Annotated in this window: 17 protein-coding genes and 1 tRNA gene; 14 read left to right on the top strand and 4 right to left on the bottom strand. The window is 62.7% G+C overall.

Features of this window, described 5'->3' with window-relative positions; genetic code table 11:
• The first annotated feature begins 64 nt into the window (after nucleotides 1-64).
• The 5 genes from putP to BMW28_RS09250 all read left to right on the top strand — a co-directional run bounded on the left by putP (nucleotide 65) and on the right by BMW28_RS09250 (nucleotide 7386).
• Entirely contained in the window at nucleotides 65-1561 is a 1497-nt protein-coding gene (gene putP / locus BMW28_RS09270; RefSeq protein ID WP_091817022.1) for a sodium/proline symporter PutP, read from the top strand.
• A gap of 261 nt (nucleotides 1562-1822) precedes the next feature.
• Nucleotides 1823-2995: a glutamine-hydrolyzing carbamoyl-phosphate synthase small subunit gene (gene carA, locus BMW28_RS09265; RefSeq protein ID WP_091817225.1), complete on the top strand. Its 1173-nt coding sequence runs from the start codon at nucleotides 1823-1825 to the stop codon at nucleotides 2993-2995.
• Between the two features lie 68 nt (nucleotides 2996-3063).
• Nucleotides 3064-6324 carry a carbamoyl-phosphate synthase large subunit gene (gene carB, locus BMW28_RS09260; protein WP_091817020.1) on the top strand — a complete coding sequence of 1087 codons (3261 nt, stop codon included), beginning with the start codon at nucleotides 3064-3066 and terminating at the stop codon, nucleotides 6322-6324.
• 97 nt (nucleotides 6325-6421) lie between these two features.
• The gene (gene greA, locus BMW28_RS09255) at nucleotides 6422-6901 is read left to right on the top strand and encodes a transcription elongation factor GreA (RefSeq protein WP_091817018.1); all 480 of its coding nucleotides are present in this window, start codon (nucleotides 6422-6424) and stop codon (nucleotides 6899-6901) included.
• A 14-nt stretch (nucleotides 6902-6915) separates the two neighbouring features.
• The gene (locus BMW28_RS09250) at nucleotides 6916-7386 is read left to right on the top strand and encodes a DUF4149 domain-containing protein (RefSeq protein WP_091817015.1); all 471 of its coding nucleotides are present in this window, start codon (nucleotides 6916-6918) and stop codon (nucleotides 7384-7386) included.
• Between the two features lie 9 nt (nucleotides 7387-7395).
• Here the strand turns inward: BMW28_RS09250 and BMW28_RS09245 are convergent, their stop codons facing one another.
• Nucleotides 7396-8538, bottom strand: a complete 1143-nt coding sequence (locus BMW28_RS09245; RefSeq protein ID WP_091817012.1) for a S1C family serine protease — start codon at nucleotides 8536-8538, stop codon at nucleotides 7396-7398.
• A gap of 78 nt (nucleotides 8539-8616) precedes the next feature.
• Between BMW28_RS09245 and BMW28_RS09240 the strand changes: the two genes are divergently transcribed.
• Entirely contained in the window at nucleotides 8617-9372 is a 756-nt protein-coding gene (locus BMW28_RS09240) for a Nif3-like dinuclear metal center hexameric protein (protein WP_091817009.1), read from the top strand.
• The gene (gene pdxA / locus BMW28_RS09235) at nucleotides 9369-10436 is read left to right on the top strand and encodes a 4-hydroxythreonine-4-phosphate dehydrogenase PdxA (protein ID WP_091817006.1); all 1068 of its coding nucleotides are present in this window, start codon (nucleotides 9369-9371) and stop codon (nucleotides 10434-10436) included. Before BMW28_RS09240 ends, pdxA begins: the two co-directional genes overlap by 4 nt.
• Nucleotides 10437-10562: 126 nt before the next feature.
• Here the strand turns inward: pdxA and mscL are convergent, their stop codons facing one another.
• Nucleotides 10563-10982 carry a large conductance mechanosensitive channel protein MscL gene (gene mscL / locus BMW28_RS09230; protein ID WP_091817004.1) on the bottom strand — a complete coding sequence of 140 codons (420 nt, stop codon included), beginning with the start codon at nucleotides 10980-10982 and terminating at the stop codon, nucleotides 10563-10565.
• Between the two features lie 162 nt (nucleotides 10983-11144).
• Between mscL and petA the strand changes: the two genes are divergently transcribed.
• The 6 genes from petA to BMW28_RS09200 all read left to right on the top strand — a co-directional run bounded on the left by petA (nucleotide 11145) and on the right by BMW28_RS09200 (nucleotide 15381).
• Complete coding sequence (petA, locus tag BMW28_RS09225) at nucleotides 11145-11741, top strand: ubiquinol-cytochrome c reductase iron-sulfur subunit (RefSeq protein WP_091817001.1); 597 nt, start codon at nucleotides 11145-11147, stop codon at nucleotides 11739-11741.
• An 11-nt stretch (nucleotides 11742-11752) separates the two neighbouring features.
• Nucleotides 11753-13168 carry a cytochrome b gene (locus BMW28_RS09220; RefSeq protein WP_091816998.1) on the top strand — a complete coding sequence of 472 codons (1416 nt, stop codon included), beginning with the start codon at nucleotides 11753-11755 and terminating at the stop codon, nucleotides 13166-13168.
• A 24-nt stretch (nucleotides 13169-13192) separates the two neighbouring features.
• Nucleotides 13193-13969, top strand: a complete 777-nt coding sequence (locus BMW28_RS09215) for a cytochrome c1 (protein WP_091816995.1) — start codon at nucleotides 13193-13195, stop codon at nucleotides 13967-13969.
• 129 nt (nucleotides 13970-14098) lie between these two features.
• Entirely contained in the window at nucleotides 14099-14710 is a 612-nt protein-coding gene (locus BMW28_RS09210; protein WP_091816992.1) for a glutathione S-transferase N-terminal domain-containing protein, read from the top strand.
• Nucleotides 14711-14723: 13 nt separating this feature from the next.
• Nucleotides 14724-15257 carry a ClpXP protease specificity-enhancing factor gene (locus BMW28_RS09205; RefSeq protein ID WP_091816990.1) on the top strand — a complete coding sequence of 178 codons (534 nt, stop codon included), beginning with the start codon at nucleotides 14724-14726 and terminating at the stop codon, nucleotides 15255-15257.
• 48 nt (nucleotides 15258-15305) lie between these two features.
• Nucleotides 15306-15381 (top strand) — tRNA-Thr (locus BMW28_RS09200).
• Nucleotides 15382-15624: 243 nt separating this feature from the next.
• On the opposite strand, the gene BMW28_RS09195 is transcribed toward BMW28_RS09200, so the two are convergent.
• Nucleotides 15625-16080, bottom strand: a complete 456-nt coding sequence (locus BMW28_RS09195; protein ID WP_143280575.1) for a hypothetical protein — start codon at nucleotides 16078-16080, stop codon at nucleotides 15625-15627.
• Nucleotides 16081-16091: 11 nt separating this feature from the next.
• Nucleotides 16092-16619: a zinc ribbon domain-containing protein gene (locus tag BMW28_RS09190; RefSeq protein ID WP_143280574.1), complete on the bottom strand. Its 528-nt coding sequence runs from the start codon at nucleotides 16617-16619 to the stop codon at nucleotides 16092-16094.
• 96 nt (nucleotides 16620-16715) lie between these two features.
• Between BMW28_RS09190 and BMW28_RS09185 the strand changes: the two genes are divergently transcribed.
• On the top strand, nucleotides 16716-16955 hold a 240-nt coding region (locus BMW28_RS09185; RefSeq protein WP_143280573.1), incomplete at its 3' end, for a transposase.

Below are 16955 nucleotides of genomic sequence, written 5' to 3'. Positions count from 1 at the left end.
GCGGGCCCACCGTGCCGCTGTGCATCACCCCTCACTACAACCTACCCCTTTCCTGGAGACTCCCATGACCCTGAACTGGAGCGATCCCACCACGATCATGTTCGCCATCTACCTGGTGGCCATGCTCGGCATTGGCTGGCTTGGCTATGCCAGCACCAAGAACCTGTCCGACTACATTCTGGGTGGTCGCAGCCTCGGCAGTTTCGTCACTGCGCTGTCTGCCGGCGCCTCCGACATGAGCGGCTGGCTGCTGATGGGCCTGCCCGGCGCCATCTACCTGACCGGCCTGTCCGAATCGTGGATTGCCGTCGGCCTGGTTATCGGCGCCTACCTGAACTGGCGCTTCGTCGCTGCCCGCCTGCGCCTGTACACCGAGCGCGCCGGCAACGCCCTGACGCTGCCCGACTATTTCTCCAGCCGTTTCGAGGACAAGTCCAACATCCTGCGCATCTTCACCACGCTGGTGATCCTGATCTTCTTCACCATCTACTGCGCTTCCGGCGTGGTGGCTGGCGCGCGCCTGTTCGAGAACATGTTCGGCATGCCCTATGAAACCGCGCTGTGGGTGGGTGCCCTCTGCACCATCGCCTACGTGTTCATCGGCGGCTTCCTGGCCGTGAGCTGGACGGACACCATCCAGGCCTCCATGATGATCACCGCGCTGATCCTGGCGCCCGTCATGGCCTATCTGGCCGTGCAGGGCCAGCTGCAGCCCGGCCAGGACTGGGCCGCCGTGGTGCCGGTCGAAAAGTTCGACATCATGAAGGGCGCCACCTTCACCGGCATCATCTCGCTGCTGGCCTGGGGCCTGGGCTACTTCGGCCAGCCGCACATCCTGGTGCGCTTCATGGCAGCCTCCTCGGTGGAAACCATTCCCAATGCCCGCCGAATCAGCATGACGTGGATGATTCTGTGCCTGATGGGCGCGGTCGCCGTCGGCTTTGTCGGCATCCCGTACTTCATGGCCCATCCGGAAGGCGCCGCCGCCGTCAACGCCAACGCCGAAACGGTGTTCATGGAACTGTCCAAGCAGCTGTTCAACCCCTGGATCGCCGGCGGCCTGCTGGCCGCCATCCTGGCTGCCGTGATGAGCACGCTGTCCTGCCAGCTGCTGGTGTGCTCCAGCGCGCTGACGGAAGACATCTATCGCACCTTCCTGCGCAAGAACGCATCGCAGAAAGAACTGGTCTGGATCGGTCGCGCCATGGTGCTGCTGATCGCCCTGGTGGCCATCTTCATCGCGCAAGATCCCAACTCCCGCGTGCTGGGCATGGTGAGCTACGCCTGGGCCGGCTTCGGTGCCGCCTTCGGTCCCATCATCATCCTGTCGCTGTTCTGGAGCCGCATGACGCGCAACGGCGCGCTGGCCGGCATCATCGTCGGTGCTGCCACGGTGCTGGTGTGGAAGCAGTTCGGCTGGCTGGGCCTATATGAAATCATCCCCGGTTTCATCTTCTCCACCATCGCCATCGTGCTGGTGAGCCGCATGGGCACGCCGTCTGCCAGCATGCTGAAATCGCATGCCGTGGTGATGGAAGAGGCGCGCCGCATCGGCGTCTGAGCCTCCGGATAGCTTCATTTGTGCAGCCACACTGCCAGCAATCGTGCGGGCAGTGTGGCTTTTTGCTGCACAGCTTAAACAAGGGGTAACCCTCACCGTTTATAATGAGATGCTTCACAGCACACCCGGCGCTTGCCGCGATTCAAGTTCACATGCAGCAACGGTGCTGAGACCGTGCACCCCCACGAGGGCATGGTGGTTCTTGGGTCAGGCTGGCGTACCGCCTTCCTTCTGATCCCGCACCGCTTTACGGAGAACCACGTGCTCTTGTCCCAACAGGCACCCTTTCCTGCCGCCATCCTGGCCCTCGCCGATGGCACCACCTTCACCGGCCACTCCATCGGCGCGCCGGGCAGCACGACTGGCGAAGTCGTTTTCAACACCTCCCTCACCGGCTACCAGGAAATCCTGAGCGACGCCAGCTACTGCCAGCAGATCATCACGCTCACCTATCCGCATATTGGCAATACCGGCACCAACCCCGAAGACGTCGAATCGCACAAGGTGTTCGCTGCCGGCCTGGTGATCCAGAACCTGCCGCTGATCGCGTCCAACTTCCGCAGCACCGCCAGCCTGCAGGACTACCTCAAGGCCAACGGCGTGGTTGCCATTGCCGATCTGGACACCCGCCGCCTCACGCGCCACCTGCGCACGCACGGCGCGCAAAGCGGCTGCATCATGGCACTCGATCACACCGGCGCTCCCACCCAGGCTGAAATCGACCAGGCCATCGCCGCTGCCAAGGGTGCGCCCAGCATGGCCGGCCAGGATCTGGCCAAGGTGGTCAGCTGCAGCAGCCCTTACGCCTGGACGCAGACCGAATGGGAACTGGGTGAGGGCTTCGGCGAGCTGACCGATCCCGACTTCCACGTCGTCGCCTACGACTTCGGCGTCAAGCACAACATCCTGCGCATGCTGTGCGAGCGTGGCTGCAAGGTCACCGTGGTGCCGGCGCAGACGCCCGCTGCCGACGTGCTGGCGCTGCAGCCCGACGGCGTGTTCCTGAGCAACGGCCCTGGCGACCCGCAACCCTGCGATTACGCCATCACCGCCATTCAGCAGATCATGGACGCCGGCGTGCCGATCTTCGGCATCTGCCTGGGCCACCAGCTGCTGGCACTGGCCAGCGGTGCCCAGACCTTCAAGATGAAGTTTGGTCACCACGGCGCCAACCACCCGGTCAAGTGCCTGGAAAGCGGCCGCGTCAGCATCACCAGCCAGAACCACGGTTTTGCGGTCGATGAATCCACGCTGCCTGCGCACCTGCGCATCACCCACGTGAGCCTGTTCGACGGCACCGTGCAGGGCCTCGAGCGCACCGACAAGCCGGCCTTCAGCTTCCAGGGACACCCCGAAGCCTCCTCCGGCCCGCACGACATTGCCAGCCTGTTCGACCGCTTCACCTCCCTGATGCGCGAGGGCAAGTCCGCCTGATTGATCTGGAGCGGGCGGCGCGCCCACAAGGCCGCCCCCATCCGCGAACGACCAAACCAAGAAATACCATGCCAAAACGTTCAGACATCAAGAGCATCCTCATCATCGGCGCCGGCCCCATCATCATCGGCCAGGCCTGCGAGTTCGACTACTCCGGCGTGCAGGCCTGCAAGGCGCTGCGTGAAGAAGGCTACAAGGTCATCCTGATCAACAGCAACCCCGCCACGATCATGACTGACCCGGCCACCGCCGACGTCACCTACATCGAGCCGATCAACTGGAAGACGGTCGAGAAGATCATCGCCAAGGAGCGTCCCGACGCCATCCTGCCCACCATGGGTGGCCAGACCGCGCTCAACTGCGCGCTGGACCTGTGGCGCAACGGCGTGCTCAACAAGTACAAGGTCGAGCTGATCGGCGCCACGCCCGAAGCCATCGACAAGGCCGAAGACCGCCAGAAATTCAAGGACGCCATGACGCGCATCGGCCTGGGCTCCGCCCGTTCCGGTGTGGCGCACAGCATGGCCGAAGCCTGGGACGTGCAGAAGCACGTCGGCTTCCCGACCATCATCCGCCCCAGCTTCACGCTCGGCGGCACCGGCGGCGGCATTGCCTACAACGCCGAAGAATTCGAGACCATCTGCAAGCGCGGCCTGGAAGCCTCGCCCACCAACGAGCTGCTGATCGAAGAGTCCCTGCTCGGCTGGAAAGAGTACGAGATGGAAGTGGTCCGCGACAAGAAGGACAACTGCATCATCGTCTGCTCGATCGAGAACCTCGACCCCATGGGCGTGCACACCGGCGACTCCATCACCGTCGCCCCGGCGCAGACCATGACCGACAAGGAATACCAGATCATGCGCAACGCCTCGCTGGCTGTGCTGCGCGAGATCGGTGTGGACACGGGCGGTTCCAACGTGCAGTTCGCGGTCAACCCCAAGGATGGCCGCATGATCGTGATCGAGATGAACCCGCGCGTGTCGCGTTCGTCTGCACTGGCATCCAAGGCTACCGGCTTCCCGATCGCCAAGATCGCTGCCAAGCTGGCCGTGGGCTACACGCTCGACGAGCTGCGGAACGAGATCACCGGCGGCGCCACGCCGGCCTCCTTCGAACCCTCGATCGACTACGTGGTCACCAAGATCCCGCGTTTCGCCTTTGAGAAATTCCCGGCCGCCGATGACCACCTGACCACGCAGATGAAGTCGGTGGGCGAGGTGATGGCCATGGGCCGTACCTTCCAGGAATCCTTCCAGAAAGCCCTGCGTGGCCTGGAAGTGGGCGTGGACGGCATGAACGAGAAAACCCAGGACCGCGAGATTCTGGAGCGCGAGCTGGGTGAGCCCGGTCCCGAGCGCATCTGGTATGTGGGCGATGCCTTCGCCGCCGGCTGGAGCGTGGAAGAAGTGCACCAGCTCACCAAGATCGACGTCTGGTTCCTGGTGCAGATCGAAGAAATCGTCAAGATCGAGTTGGCCATCGACAAGCTGTTCGAGGAAAAAGGCATCAACGCGCTCGGCGCCATCGATGCCGACACCCTGCGCATGCTCAAGAAGAAGGGCTTCTCCGACCGCCGCCTGGCCAAGCTGCTGCACACCAGCGAGAAGGCCGTGCGCGAGGCACGCCATGCGCTGAATGTGCGCCCGGTCTACAAGCGCGTGGACACCTGCGCCGCCGAATTCGCCACCGACACTGCCTACATGTATTCCACCTACGAGGAGGAGTGCGAGGCCGAGCCGAGCGACAAGAAGAAGATCATGGTGCTGGGCGGTGGCCCGAACCGCATCGGTCAGGGTATCGAATTCGACTACTGCTGCGTGCATGCCGCGCTCGCCATGCGCGAGGACGGCTATGAAACCATCATGGTCAACTGCAACCCCGAAACCGTGTCCACCGACTACGACACCTCCGACCGTCTGTACTTCGAGCCGCTGACGCTGGAAGACGTGCTGGAAATCGTCGAGAAGGAAAAGCCGACCGGCGTGATCGTGCAGTACGGTGGTCAGACCCCGCTGAAACTGGCGCTGGGCCTGGAAGCCGCTGGCGTGCCGATCATCGGCACTTCGCCCGACATGATCGACGCTGCCGAAGACCGCGAGCGTTTCCAGAAGCTGCTGCACGAACTGAACCTGCTGCAGCCGCCGAACGCCACCGCCCGTACCGAAGCCGAAGCGCTGGAAAAGGCAGCCGAGCTGGGTTACCCGCTGGTGGTGCGTCCCAGCTACGTGCTGGGCGGCCGTGCCATGGAAATCGTGCACGAGCAGCGCGACCTGGAGCGCTACATGCGCGAGGCCGTCAAGGTGAGCAATGACTCCCCGGTGCTGCTGGACCGCTTCCTGTCCGATGCCATCGAATGCGACGTGGACTGCGTGCGTGACAGCGCCGGCCGTACCTTCATCGGCGGCGTGATGGAGCACATCGAACAGGCCGGCGTGCACAGCGGCGACTCCGCCTGCTCGCTGCCCCCGTACTACCTGGGCAAGGACACGGTCGAGGAAATCAAGCGCCAGACCCGCGCCATGGCCGAGGCCCTGAACGTGGTCGGCCTGATGAACGTGCAGTTCGCCATCCAGGAGAAAATCCAGGAAGACGGTAGCAAGAAGGACATCATCTACGTGCTGGAAGTGAACCCGCGTGCCAGCCGCACCGTGCCCTTCGTCAGCAAGGCTACGGGTGTGCAGCTGGCCAAGGTGGCCGCACGCTGCATGGCCGGCCAGACGCTGGACCAGCAGGGCGTTGGCGAAGAAGTCACGCCGCCGTACTTCAGCGTCAAGGAAGCCGTGTTCCCCTTCGTCAAGTTCCCCGGTGTGGACACCATTCTCGGCCCCGAGATGAAGTCCACCGGTGAAGTGATGGGCGTGGGCAAGACCTTCGGCGAAGCCTTCCTGAAAGCGCAGATGGGCGCCGGCGAAAAGCTGCCCACCAGCGGTAAGGTGTTCCTGACCGTCAAGAACAGCGACAAGCCGACCGCGATCAAGATCGCCGGCCAGCTGGTCGAGATGGGTTTCACACTGGTTGCCACGCGTGGCACGGCCAAGGCCATCAATGATGCCGGCATCGCCTGCGACACCGTCAACAAGGTGACCGAAGGCCGTCCGCACATCGTGGACATGATCAAGAACGACGAGATCGTCATGGTCATCAACACGGTCGAGGAGCGCCGCAACGCCATCGCCGACAGCCGTGCCATCCGCACCAGTTCGCTGGCGGCCCGCGTCACCACCTACACCACCATCGCGGGTGCCGAGGCGGTGGTCGAGGGCATGCGCTATGCGGACAAGCTGGGTGTGATCTCCGTGCAGGAAATGCACAGCGCGCTCACGGCTTGACGCTCCAATGAAATAGGGCATAATTTGCCCATCCACTGCCGCCGGGACGCAAGACCCGGCGGTTTCGCTTTTCTGGACGAGACATTTTCCCAATAACATGACAACGACCATCCCGATTACCGTCAAGGGCGCCGAGAAACTCAAGGCCGAACTGCACAAACTGAAGACCAAGGACCGCCCCGACGTCATCGCCGCCATCGCCGAAGCCCGCTCGCACGGCGACCTGAGTGAAAACGCCGAATACGAAGCCGCCAAGGACCGTCAGGGCTTCATCGAAGGCCGCATCAAGGAAATCGAAGGCAAGCTGACGGCTGCCAAGGTGATCGACCCCAGCACGCTGGATGCCGGTGGCAAGGTGGTGTTCGGTGCCACCGTCGATCTGGAAGACGAGGATTCCGGCAACGCCGTCACCTACCAGATCGTGGGTGAGGACGAGGCCGATCTCAAGCTGGGCCTGATCAACGTGGGCAGCCCCATCGCCCGCGCCCTGATCGGCAAGGAAGAGGGCGACACGGCCGAAGTGCAGGCCCCGGGTGGCGTGCGCCGCTACGAAATCACCGGCGTCCGCTACCTCTGATTCCGGAGACCGCCATGAGTCCACGCCAGCACATCCTCAGTTCCGTCCTGGCGGCCCTCTGGCTGGGCAGCCTGTCGGTCATCGGCTTCATGGCGGTGCCCATGCTGTTTGCGCACCTGCCCACCCCGTCCATGGCCGGAACCATGGCGGCGCGCCTGTTCGCGGCCCAGGGCTGGGTGTCCATCATCAGCGTACTGCTGCTGGTCATGCTGTTCCGCAGCCGTCTGCGCGACTTTTCCGACACGCGGTACGAGGCAGGCGAGCAGGGCGTTTCGCTCGACACTATCCAGCGCCCAAATATGCTGTACTTCGGCCTGCTGATCACCGGCCTGCTGCTGGCGCTGTTGCTGCAACTGGTCGCCGCCCCGCGCATCGAGATGCGCCAGAACCTGGCGCTCTGGCACAGTGTGGGTACCGTTTTCTACGTGGGTCAGTGGCTGTGCGCGCTGGTCTGCGTGATTCGCCTGGCGCAACGCAAGGTCTGATTCTTCGACTCAGCGTGCGCGCGGCTTGGGCCGCTGCAGGGGAGTCAGCTCGCGCGTGCTGGCTTCGCCATGCTGCAGGATGGCGAAAGTGGTGGGTTGCCCCGGCGTCAGGGCCGCCACGGTATCCAGCAGTTCCTGCACATTGTGGATGGCCGTGCTGTTCACCGCGGTGATGATGTCTCCCGGCTTGAGGCCGGCCTTGGCCGCCGGCCCGCCTTGCACCACGCCGGTGATGATCACGCCTTCGTTCTCCTTCGCCTTGAAGGTGGCAGCAATCTCTGCCGTGATGTCGCTCGGCTCCACGCCGATCCAGCCACGGCGTACTTCGCCCGCAGTGATGATGCTGTCCAGCACATGCTTGGCGGTGCTGGTGGGGGTGGCAAAACCGATGCCCATGTAGCCACCGGTACGCGAATAGATGGCGGTGTTGATGCCGACCAGATTGCCGTGGATATCCACCAGCGCCCCCCCCGAGTTGCCGGGGTTGATGGCTGCATCGGTCTGGATGAAGTTCTCGAAAGTGTTGATGCCGAGCTGACTGCGGCCCAGCGCACTCACGATACCGCTGGTCACGGTCTGGCCAACGCCGAACGGGTTGCCGATGGCCAGCACCGGATCACCCACCTGCAGGCTGGCCGAATCGCCCAGCGTGATGGCGGGTACATTCGCCAGGTCAAGTTTCAGTACGGCCAGGTCGGTATCCGGATCGGTGCCCACGATGGTTGCCGCGCCGCGGCGCCCATCATTGAGCTGCACTTCGATGCTTTCCGCATCTTCCACCACGTGGTTGTTGGTGAGGATGTAGCCTTCCGCGCTCACCAGCACGCCGCTGCCCACGCCGGAGAACATGTCTTCGTCCTGCTGCGGGCTGCGTGGCGCGTTGGCGCGTCGCGCAGCTTCCTGCTGCGAACGCTCGTCGGGATTGGTGACGATGCTGACCACGGCAGGGGCAGCCTGTCGTGCCGCGGAGCGCAGGGTTTCCGTCTGGGTGCTCGGCACCGGCTTGTCGCTCGGCGGTGCTTCCACCACGGTCACGCTCTTCAGGTCGGGGCTGGAACGCTTGAGCCATTGCGGCTGCATGGCTGCGATCACGAAGTAAACCGCAAGAGCGGCCGTCACAACCTGCGAGAATAGCAACCACAATCGTTTCATGGCCTGAATTGTCGCCGAAATCGTGGCGCATCTCCCCATGGCCAGCGAGTTTCCCTCTCCAGCACCACATTTGTCACCATGTTGCGCAACGACTTGCTCCAGTCTCTCGACTCCACGCTGCAGCCGCAGCTTTTCCGTGACTATGGCCCGAATGGCCTGCAGGTCGAAGGCAAATCCGATATCAGCCGCCTGGTGACGGGCGTCACGGCCAGCCGCGCGCTGATCGAGGCGGCCATCGAGGCGGGGGCAGACGCGATCCTGGTCCATCATGGCCTGTTCTGGCGAGGCCAGGATGGCAGGGTCACCGGCTGGATGAAGCAGCGTCTGGCACTGCTGCTGGAGCACGACATCAACCTGTTTGCCTACCATCTGCCACTCGACGCCCACCCCGAACTCGGCAACAACGCGCAACTGGGCCAGCGGCTTGGGTTCGACCCCGATGGCCGCACCGGCGATCAGGACATGGTGTTTCTGGGCAAGCCTGCCGGGCAGGAATTCGCGTCGGCTGCCGCGCTGGCTGCCCATGTGGAGCGCGTGCTGCAACGGCCGGTCACTCTGGTCGATGGCGACCCGGCGCGTCCGATGCGCCGCCTTGCCTGGTGCAGTGGCGGAGCGCAGGGCTATTTCGAGGCCGCCATCGCAGCCGGCGTGGATGCCTTCCTGACCGGCGAGCTGTCCGAGCCCCAGGCCCACTATGCGCGCGAGTGCGGCGTGGCGTTTCTTGCCTGCGGCCACCACGCGACCGAGCGCTATGGCGTGTCCGCACTCGGTGAGGAGCTGTCCCGTCGCCATGGTCTGACCCATACCTTCATCGACATCGACAACCCCGCATGAGCCAGGCAACCTCTTCTCCGCCCATCGCACTGAGCATGGGCGATCCGGCCGGCATCGGCCCGGAAATCATCGTCGATGCCTTTATGCGTGAACCCGCCCTGATGCAGCCCTGCATCGTGGTGGGCGACCTGCAGGTGATGCAGCGCGCGGCGCAGCTCCATCAGGCGGCGCATCCTGCGGCGCTGGTCCCGGTGCCCATTGCAGTGAGTGATTGGGGGGCGCCGGAAGACGGCACCAGCATAAGGGTCCTGCAAGGCTGTGCGCTCCCGGCAGCGCTGCCGCGTTTCGGCGAAGTGCAGCAGGAAGCAGGGCGCATGGCGGCGGACTGCATCGAGCTGGGCGCGCGCGCAGCCCTGCAAGGCAAGGCTGCCGCGCTGGTCACTGCGCCCATTCACAAGGAAGCGCTTTCCCTCGCAGGCATTTCGCATCCGGGCCACACGGAAATGCTGCAGGCGCTGGCAGCAGAGCATGCAGGCGTGGCAGTGGAAGCCATGCCGGTGCGCATGATGCTGGCCAACCCCGAGCTGCGCACGGTGCTCAACAGCATCCACGTGAGTCTGCGCAACGCCATTGCAGCCGTTCAGGTCGACCAGATTCTTCAGACCATCCGTATTACCGATGCCTTCCTGCGCCGCACCGCGCTTGGCAGGCACCGCGCACCCCGCATCGCGCTGGCGGGCCTGAACCCGCACGCAGGGGAGGGCGGACTGTTTGGCGACGAGGAGCTGACCGCCATCATTCCGGCGCGCGATGCGGCGCTGGCCGAGGGCATCAGCGTGAGCGGCCCATTCCCGCCGGATACGGTGTTCATGCAGGCACGCCGGCATGCCCATGATCCGTTGCCATTTTGCGACGCTGTCATCGCCATGTATCACGATCAGGGTTTGATCCCTGTCAAATATCTTGGAGTCGAGCATGGCGTCAACGTAACCCTGGGCCTGCCGCTGATTCGCACCAGCCCGGATCACGGCACGGCTTTCGATCTGGCTGGCAAGGCCTGTGCCGACAGCACCAGCCTGCGCGAGGCGGTGCGCATGGCGGTCGATCTGGCGCAAGGCGCCTGAAGCGAGCGGGCAAGAATGGTGGCCACCAGGACGACCATCTGACGCAGGCAAAACAAAACCCCTTGCCGGCAGCCGTGCAAGGGGTTCTGGAGCGGCACCTGCATGCCGCCAGTGAGCGGATAGCGCTTACTTTTTCAGGCTGTCGCGGATCTCACGCAGCAGCACGACTTCTTCAGCGGGTGCCTCCTCGGCGGCAGGCGTCTCGCGCTTGAGGCGGTTGATCTGCTTGACCATCAGGAACACCACAAAGGCCAGGATCAGGAAGTTGATCAGGATGGTGATGAAGTTGCCGTAGGCGAACACCGGCACGCCGGCCTTCTGCAGGGCTTCCAGGTTGTTCGGAACATCGGCCGGAATCGTGCCCAGCACCGTATACATATTGGAGAAGTCGATCTTGCCCACCACCGAGGAGATGAGCGGCATGATCACATCCTTGACCAGGGAGTCGACGATCTTGCCGAAGGCGGCGCCGATGATGACACCCACGGCCAGGTCGACCGCATTGCCCTTGACCGCAAACTCCTTGAATTCCTGCAGCATTCCCATTTAATTGACTCCAGTCAGTGCTTGTTTGAATGGCACGAGTATTCCATAAAAATATGGCGCGGACACGTCAGGCTACATTGAATAACAGTCTGTCACTCGGATACAATGAATAGGTTAAACCCTGTTGTGAACAAGCGTAACAACGCGTTGTGAGGAATCCCTATGAGTGATACACCAGTGGACGCCAGTAAACGTACCTGGCTGATTGCATCGGGCTGCGTCGGTGCAGCGGGCGTGGCGGGCGTCGCCGTACCCCTCGTGAGCAGCTTCCAGCCGTCTGAACTGGCCAAGGCAGCAGGCGCTGCGGTTGAAGTCGACATCTCGGCGCTGAAACCCGGCGAAAAGATTACCGTGGAATGGCGCGGCAAGCCCGTGTGGATCATGAAGCGCACGCCCGAAATGCTGGCGTCGCTCAAGAAGGTCACGCCCGAGCTGACCGATCCCAATTCGGAGCGCAACAACGTTCCCACGCCCGAATACGCCAAGAACGAATGGCGCTCGCGCAAGGAAGACATCTTCGTTGCCATCGGCATCTGCACCCACCTGGGCTGCTCTCCCTCCGACAAGTTCACTCCGGGTCCCCAGCCCTCCCTGCCCGACAACTGGCAAGGCGGCTTCCTGTGCCCGTGCCACGGCTCGACCTTCGACCTGGCCGGCCGCGCGTTCAAGAACAAGCCCGCACCGGACAACCTGGAAATCCCTCCGTACATGTACCTGTCCGACACGCGTCTGCTGATCGGCGATGACAAGAAGGCTTGAGGTGACGAACCATGGCTGAATTCAAGGAAATCTCCCCCAACGCGCCGGCAGGCGCCAAGGTCATGAACTGGTTCGAGAACCGGTTGCCCTCGGCGTTCTACATCTACAAGCGCGACATGGCCGAGTACTTCGCGCCGAAAAACTTCAACTGGTGGTACATCTTCGGCTCGCTGGCCATGCTGGTGCTGGTCATCCAGATCGTCACCGGCATCTTCCTGGTGATGCACTACAAGCCGGATGCCCGTTTCGCTTTCGCCTCCGTCGAGTACATCATGCGTGATGTGCCGGCAGGGTGGTGGATCCGCTACACGCACTCCACGGGCGCTTCCGCCTTCTTCGTGGTGGTCTACCTGCACATGTTCCGTGGTCTGCTGTACGGTTCCTACCGCAAGCCGCGCGAACTGGTGTGGCTGTTCGGTTGCGGCATCTTCCTGGCGCTGATGGCCGAAGCCTTCATGGGTTACCTGCTGCCCTGGGGCCAGATGTCCTACTGGGGTGCCCAGGTGATCGTGAACCTGTTCTCCGCCATTCCCTTCATCGGTCCTGACCTGGCCCTGTTGATCCGTGGTGACTACGTGGTGAGCGACGCTACGCTGAACCGCTTCTTCAGCTTCCACGTGATCGCTGTTCCGCTGGTGCTGATCGGCCTGGTGGTGGCCCACCTGATGGCGCTGCACGACGTCGGTTCCAACAACCCCGACGGCATCGAGATCAAGCAAGGCCCGAAAGGCAACCGCTGGTCCGCTACCGCTCCGGCCGATGGCATCCCGTTCCATCCCTACTACACCGTGCACGACATCTTCGGCGTGGCACTGTTCCTGATCGTGTTCTCCGCCGTGGTGTTCTTCGCCCCGGAAATGGGTGGCTACTTCCTGGAGTTCAACAACTTCATCCCGGCTGACCCGCTGACGACTCCGCTGCACATCGCTCCGGTCTGGTACTTCACGCCGTTCTACTCCATGCTGCGTGCCATCACGGCCGAAATGGTGTACGTGCTGATGGCCATCACCCTGCTGGCTGCCCTGTTCGCCGTGTTCAAGCTCAAGCTGTCCGCCATCGCCAAGCTGGTGGTGCTGGGTGCTGCGCTGGTCACCTGCGCGCTGCTGTTCCTCATCGACGCCAAGTTCTGGGGTGTGGTTGCCATGGGTGGTGCTGTCGTCATCCTGTTCTTCCTGCCCTGGCTGGACCACAGCCCCGTCAAGTCGCTGCGCTATCGCCCGACCTGGCACACGTGGCTGTACGTGGTGTTCGTGATCAACTTCCTGATCCTGGCCTATCTGGGTACCTTGGCTCCGTTCCCCTTGGGCGAGCGCATTTCCCAGATCGGTACGCTGTTCTACTTCGGCTTCTTCCTGCTGATGCCGTGGTGGAGCCAGCTGGGTGAGCCCAAGCCGGTTCCGGATCGCGTCACCTTCAAGCCCCATTGATCTGACGCACAGGAGAATCCAACAATGAAAAAATTCAAGCAAATCATTGCAGGTCTGCTGTGCACGGCCGGCCTGCTGGGCGCAACGGCCAGCCTGGCGGCCGGTGGTGGCGACGTCAAGTGGGACAAGGCGCCGGTCGACGTGTCGAACCTGCCCTCCCTGCAGAACGGCGTCAAGCTGTTTGCCAACTACTGCCTGAACTGCCACTCTGCCGCCTTCATGCGCTACAACCGCCTGACGGACATCGGCCTGACCGAGCAGCAGATCAAGGACAACCTGATGTTCACCGACAAGAAGATCGGTGACACCATGGAAGTGGCCATGACTGCCAAGCAGGGCAAGGCCTGGTTCGGTACCACGCCGCCCGACCTGACGCTGATCGCACGTTCCCGTGCCGGCGCCGGTGGCAGCGGTGCGGACTACCTGTACACCTACATGCGCAGCTTCTACCGCGACCCGGCCAGCCAGACCGGCTGGAACAACGTGGTGTTCAACAACGTCGCCATGCCGCACGTGATGTGGGAACTGCAGGGCGAGCGCAAGCCCGTCTTCCAGGTCAAGAAGGAAGGCGAGCGTGAAACCCATGTGTTCACGGGCAAGTGGGAACAGGTCACGCCTGGCACCATGGAGCCGGCCCTGTATGATCAGGCTGTTGGCGATCTGGTGAACTACCTGCAGTGGATGGGCGAGCCTGCCCAGAAATCCCGCAAGACAATCGGTGCGATCGTGCTGGCCTTCCTGGCAGTGTTCGCTTACGTTGCCTGGCGCCTGAATGCTGCTTACTGGAAAGACGTCAAGTAAGCCCCTGGGCATTCGTTAGCATATGTGTCCGCGGCCTCGCGGACCTTCCAGAGTGGGCATACTTCAGGTGCCCACTCTTTTACTTTTTGTGCGTCCGCCTCGCGGCGGCCAGCCGATGGAGTTAGCAACATGATGGTTCTGTATTCGGGTACGACCTGCCCCTTTTCTCACCGCTGCCGTTTCGTGCTGTTCGAGAAGGGCATGGACTTTGAAATCCGTGACGTCGACCTGTACAACAAGCCCGAAGACATCAGCGTGATGAACCCGTACGGCCAGGTGCCGATCCTGGTCGAGCGCGACCTGATCCTGTACGAATCCAACATCATCAACGAGTACATCGACGAGCGCTTCCCGCATCCGCAGCTGATGCCGGGCGACCCGGTGGACCGTGCCCGTGTGCGCCTGTTCCTGCTCAACTTCGAGAAGGAACTGTTCACGCATGTGTCCGTGCTCGAGAACCGCACCATCAAGGGCAATGACAAGGCACTGGAAAAGTCCCGTGCACAGATCCGTGACCGCCTGACGCAGCTGGCTCCGGTGTTCCTGAAGAACAAGTACATGCTGGGCGACAACTTCTCCATGCTGGACGTGGCCATCGCTCCGCTGCTGTGGCGCCTGGATTACTACGGCATCGAGCTGAGCAAGAACGCCTCTCCGCTGCTGAAGTATGCCGAGCGCATCTTCTCCCGCCCGGCCTACATCGAGGCGCTGACGCCTTCCGAAAAGGTGATGCGCCGCTAAGGAGGCAAGCGCCATGTCCGAAGCTCTCACGTCCACCCGTCCCTACATGATTCGTGCCTGGCACGAATGGTGTACGGACAACCACCTGACGCCGTATCTGCTGGTGCGCGTCGACCATACGGTTGCCGTTCCGCGCGAGTTCGTGCAGGACGGCGAAATCGTACTGAACATCGGCATGGATGCGACGGGTGGCCTGAGCCTCGGCAATGACGAGATCCGCTTCAAGGCCCGCTTCTCCGGCAAGGTGCGCGAGATCATCGTGCCGGTGGAGCGCGTGCAGGCCATCTATGCCCGCGAAAGCGGGCAGGGCATGGGCTTCGAGGTGCTGGAAGAAGGCGATGCGGGTGAGCCGCTCGATGCTGCCGAGGTGGAGGATACTCCGGCTGCAGCACCGGAAGTGGCCGAGGCACCCCGTGCCGGACTGTCCGTCGTCAGCAAGCCCGCCACCGAGGGCGGCGAGCCCGGTCAGACAGCCGAAGGCGAGGCCACCGCAGCGAAGCCTGGACAGACGCCTGCCAAGGGCAGTACGCTGCGTGTAGTGAAGTAAGCCACAGGCACGGAATCGTCCGGTTTTTTTGCCTATAATGCACCTTTCGCCGGTTTAGCTCAGTTGGTAGAGCACCCGCCTTGTAAGCGGTAGGTCGTCAGTTCGAATCCGACAACCGGCACCACATCCCATGGCCTGAACCCCTCAGGCCATTTTTTTCGCCCGTCGTTTCCCCAATAAACACAAGGGGTTGCGTCACGGTGCGTGCGCTGGCCCTCCCGGTTTTCCGCGCCAGAAGTAGATTTCCAGCCCAGAAACGCTCTCTGTTCTCTGTGAATGCGTTGGTCGTCATCGGCCAAGAACCCAGCATTCATGCGGGTTTGCACGACTTCGGTTTGCTGCGTAACTACACCTATCGAACACGGCATCAACCCGCCAGCGCATCAATAACCACCTCCTGCTGACCCCAGTCGTGCGGCAGAATCTTGCGTACAAAGAACTCGAAGGACAACCCGATCGGCCCCTGGCCCCTGGCAATGGCCTCCACATAATGGGGTGCCAGCCGGGCCAGTTTCATGAACTTGTGCGCTCGCATTTTCTCCATGCCCTCACGCTTGGCGATCTCGGCAATGCTGCCCACGGCGCCGCAATCAAGCTGTTCCTGCCAGTACAGGGCCATGCACAGCGCCTTCATCAGCTTGGCGTCCATCTGCGCCTGCCAGTTGTTGGGGGCGGCGTGGCCGGGTTGAACAATCACCCGGGTGAATTTGTGGCGGGTGATCTTGACGGGGATCACCGTGGTCAGCTGGACGTCCGAGCCATCCCGAAGCTTCCTGACCTCCGGCGATCCGGTTTGCATCACGGTGTTTTTAACTTTTGGCACGGTATTCTCCTTCAGGCGCTCTCGGCCAGTTCGGCCAACTCGGCCCCGATGGTGTTGGGCTGGAATTCCCCGACCAGCGATTGCCAGCCTGGGGTGTGCCACTGAATCTCAATGGCGTCCTCCGTGATCTGCACCCGGCGGATCATCAAATTGACAATGCGCCGCTGCTCCTCCGGAAACAGCGATGCCCAGACCGCTCCCAGGTTGCGCATGGCAAGCACCACATGCGATTCATCCAGTTCCTTGGTAGCAGCCTTGACGGCGTCCCAAACCGCCTGGATGGACGCCGGTGATTGCAGGGCTTGCAAGACCTGCTGGACCACAATGCCCTCGAGCTGGTCGGCGTTGATGGAGCCGTAGGTCTCCGCACTGGTGCCATAGCGCACGTATTTAAGGTCGGCGTAATAGCGGTAGCGCTTGCCACCCGACTTGGTCTTGACCGTGTAGCTTGGCACCATGCGGCTGCCGGTAGGGGCGTAGACCAGACCACGCAGCAAGGCGGGCGGCGAGTTCCGTGTCAGAGCCTTGACACAGCGCATTTTGCTGTCCGTTGCCAGCACCGCATGCACGGCATCCCATTCAGCCTGAACCGCCCCGGGTTTGGAGGAGGCCCCAACTCTTGAGAAGATGGAGCCATGAACAAGTCCAACAAGTTTTCCCCGGAAGTGCGCGAGCGCGCTGTGCGCATGGTGCAGGAGCATCGAGCCGAGTACCCTTCGTTGTGGGCAGCTATCGAATCGATTGCGCCGAAGATTGGCTGTGTGCCGCAAACCCTGCACGATTGGGTCAAGAGAGCCGAGATCGACGCTGGCCTGCGTGCGGGTACCACGACCTCGGATGCGCGACGCATCAAGGAACTGGAGCGCGAAGTCAAG

Source organism: Allobrachymonas denitrificans DSM 15123 (assembly GCF_900110225.1).
GTDB lineage: Bacteria > Pseudomonadota > Gammaproteobacteria > Burkholderiales > Burkholderiaceae_C > Brachymonas > Brachymonas denitrificans.
Note: the sequence above shows the minus strand (reverse complement) of the source record. Positions and strands in the feature narration are given on the sequence as shown.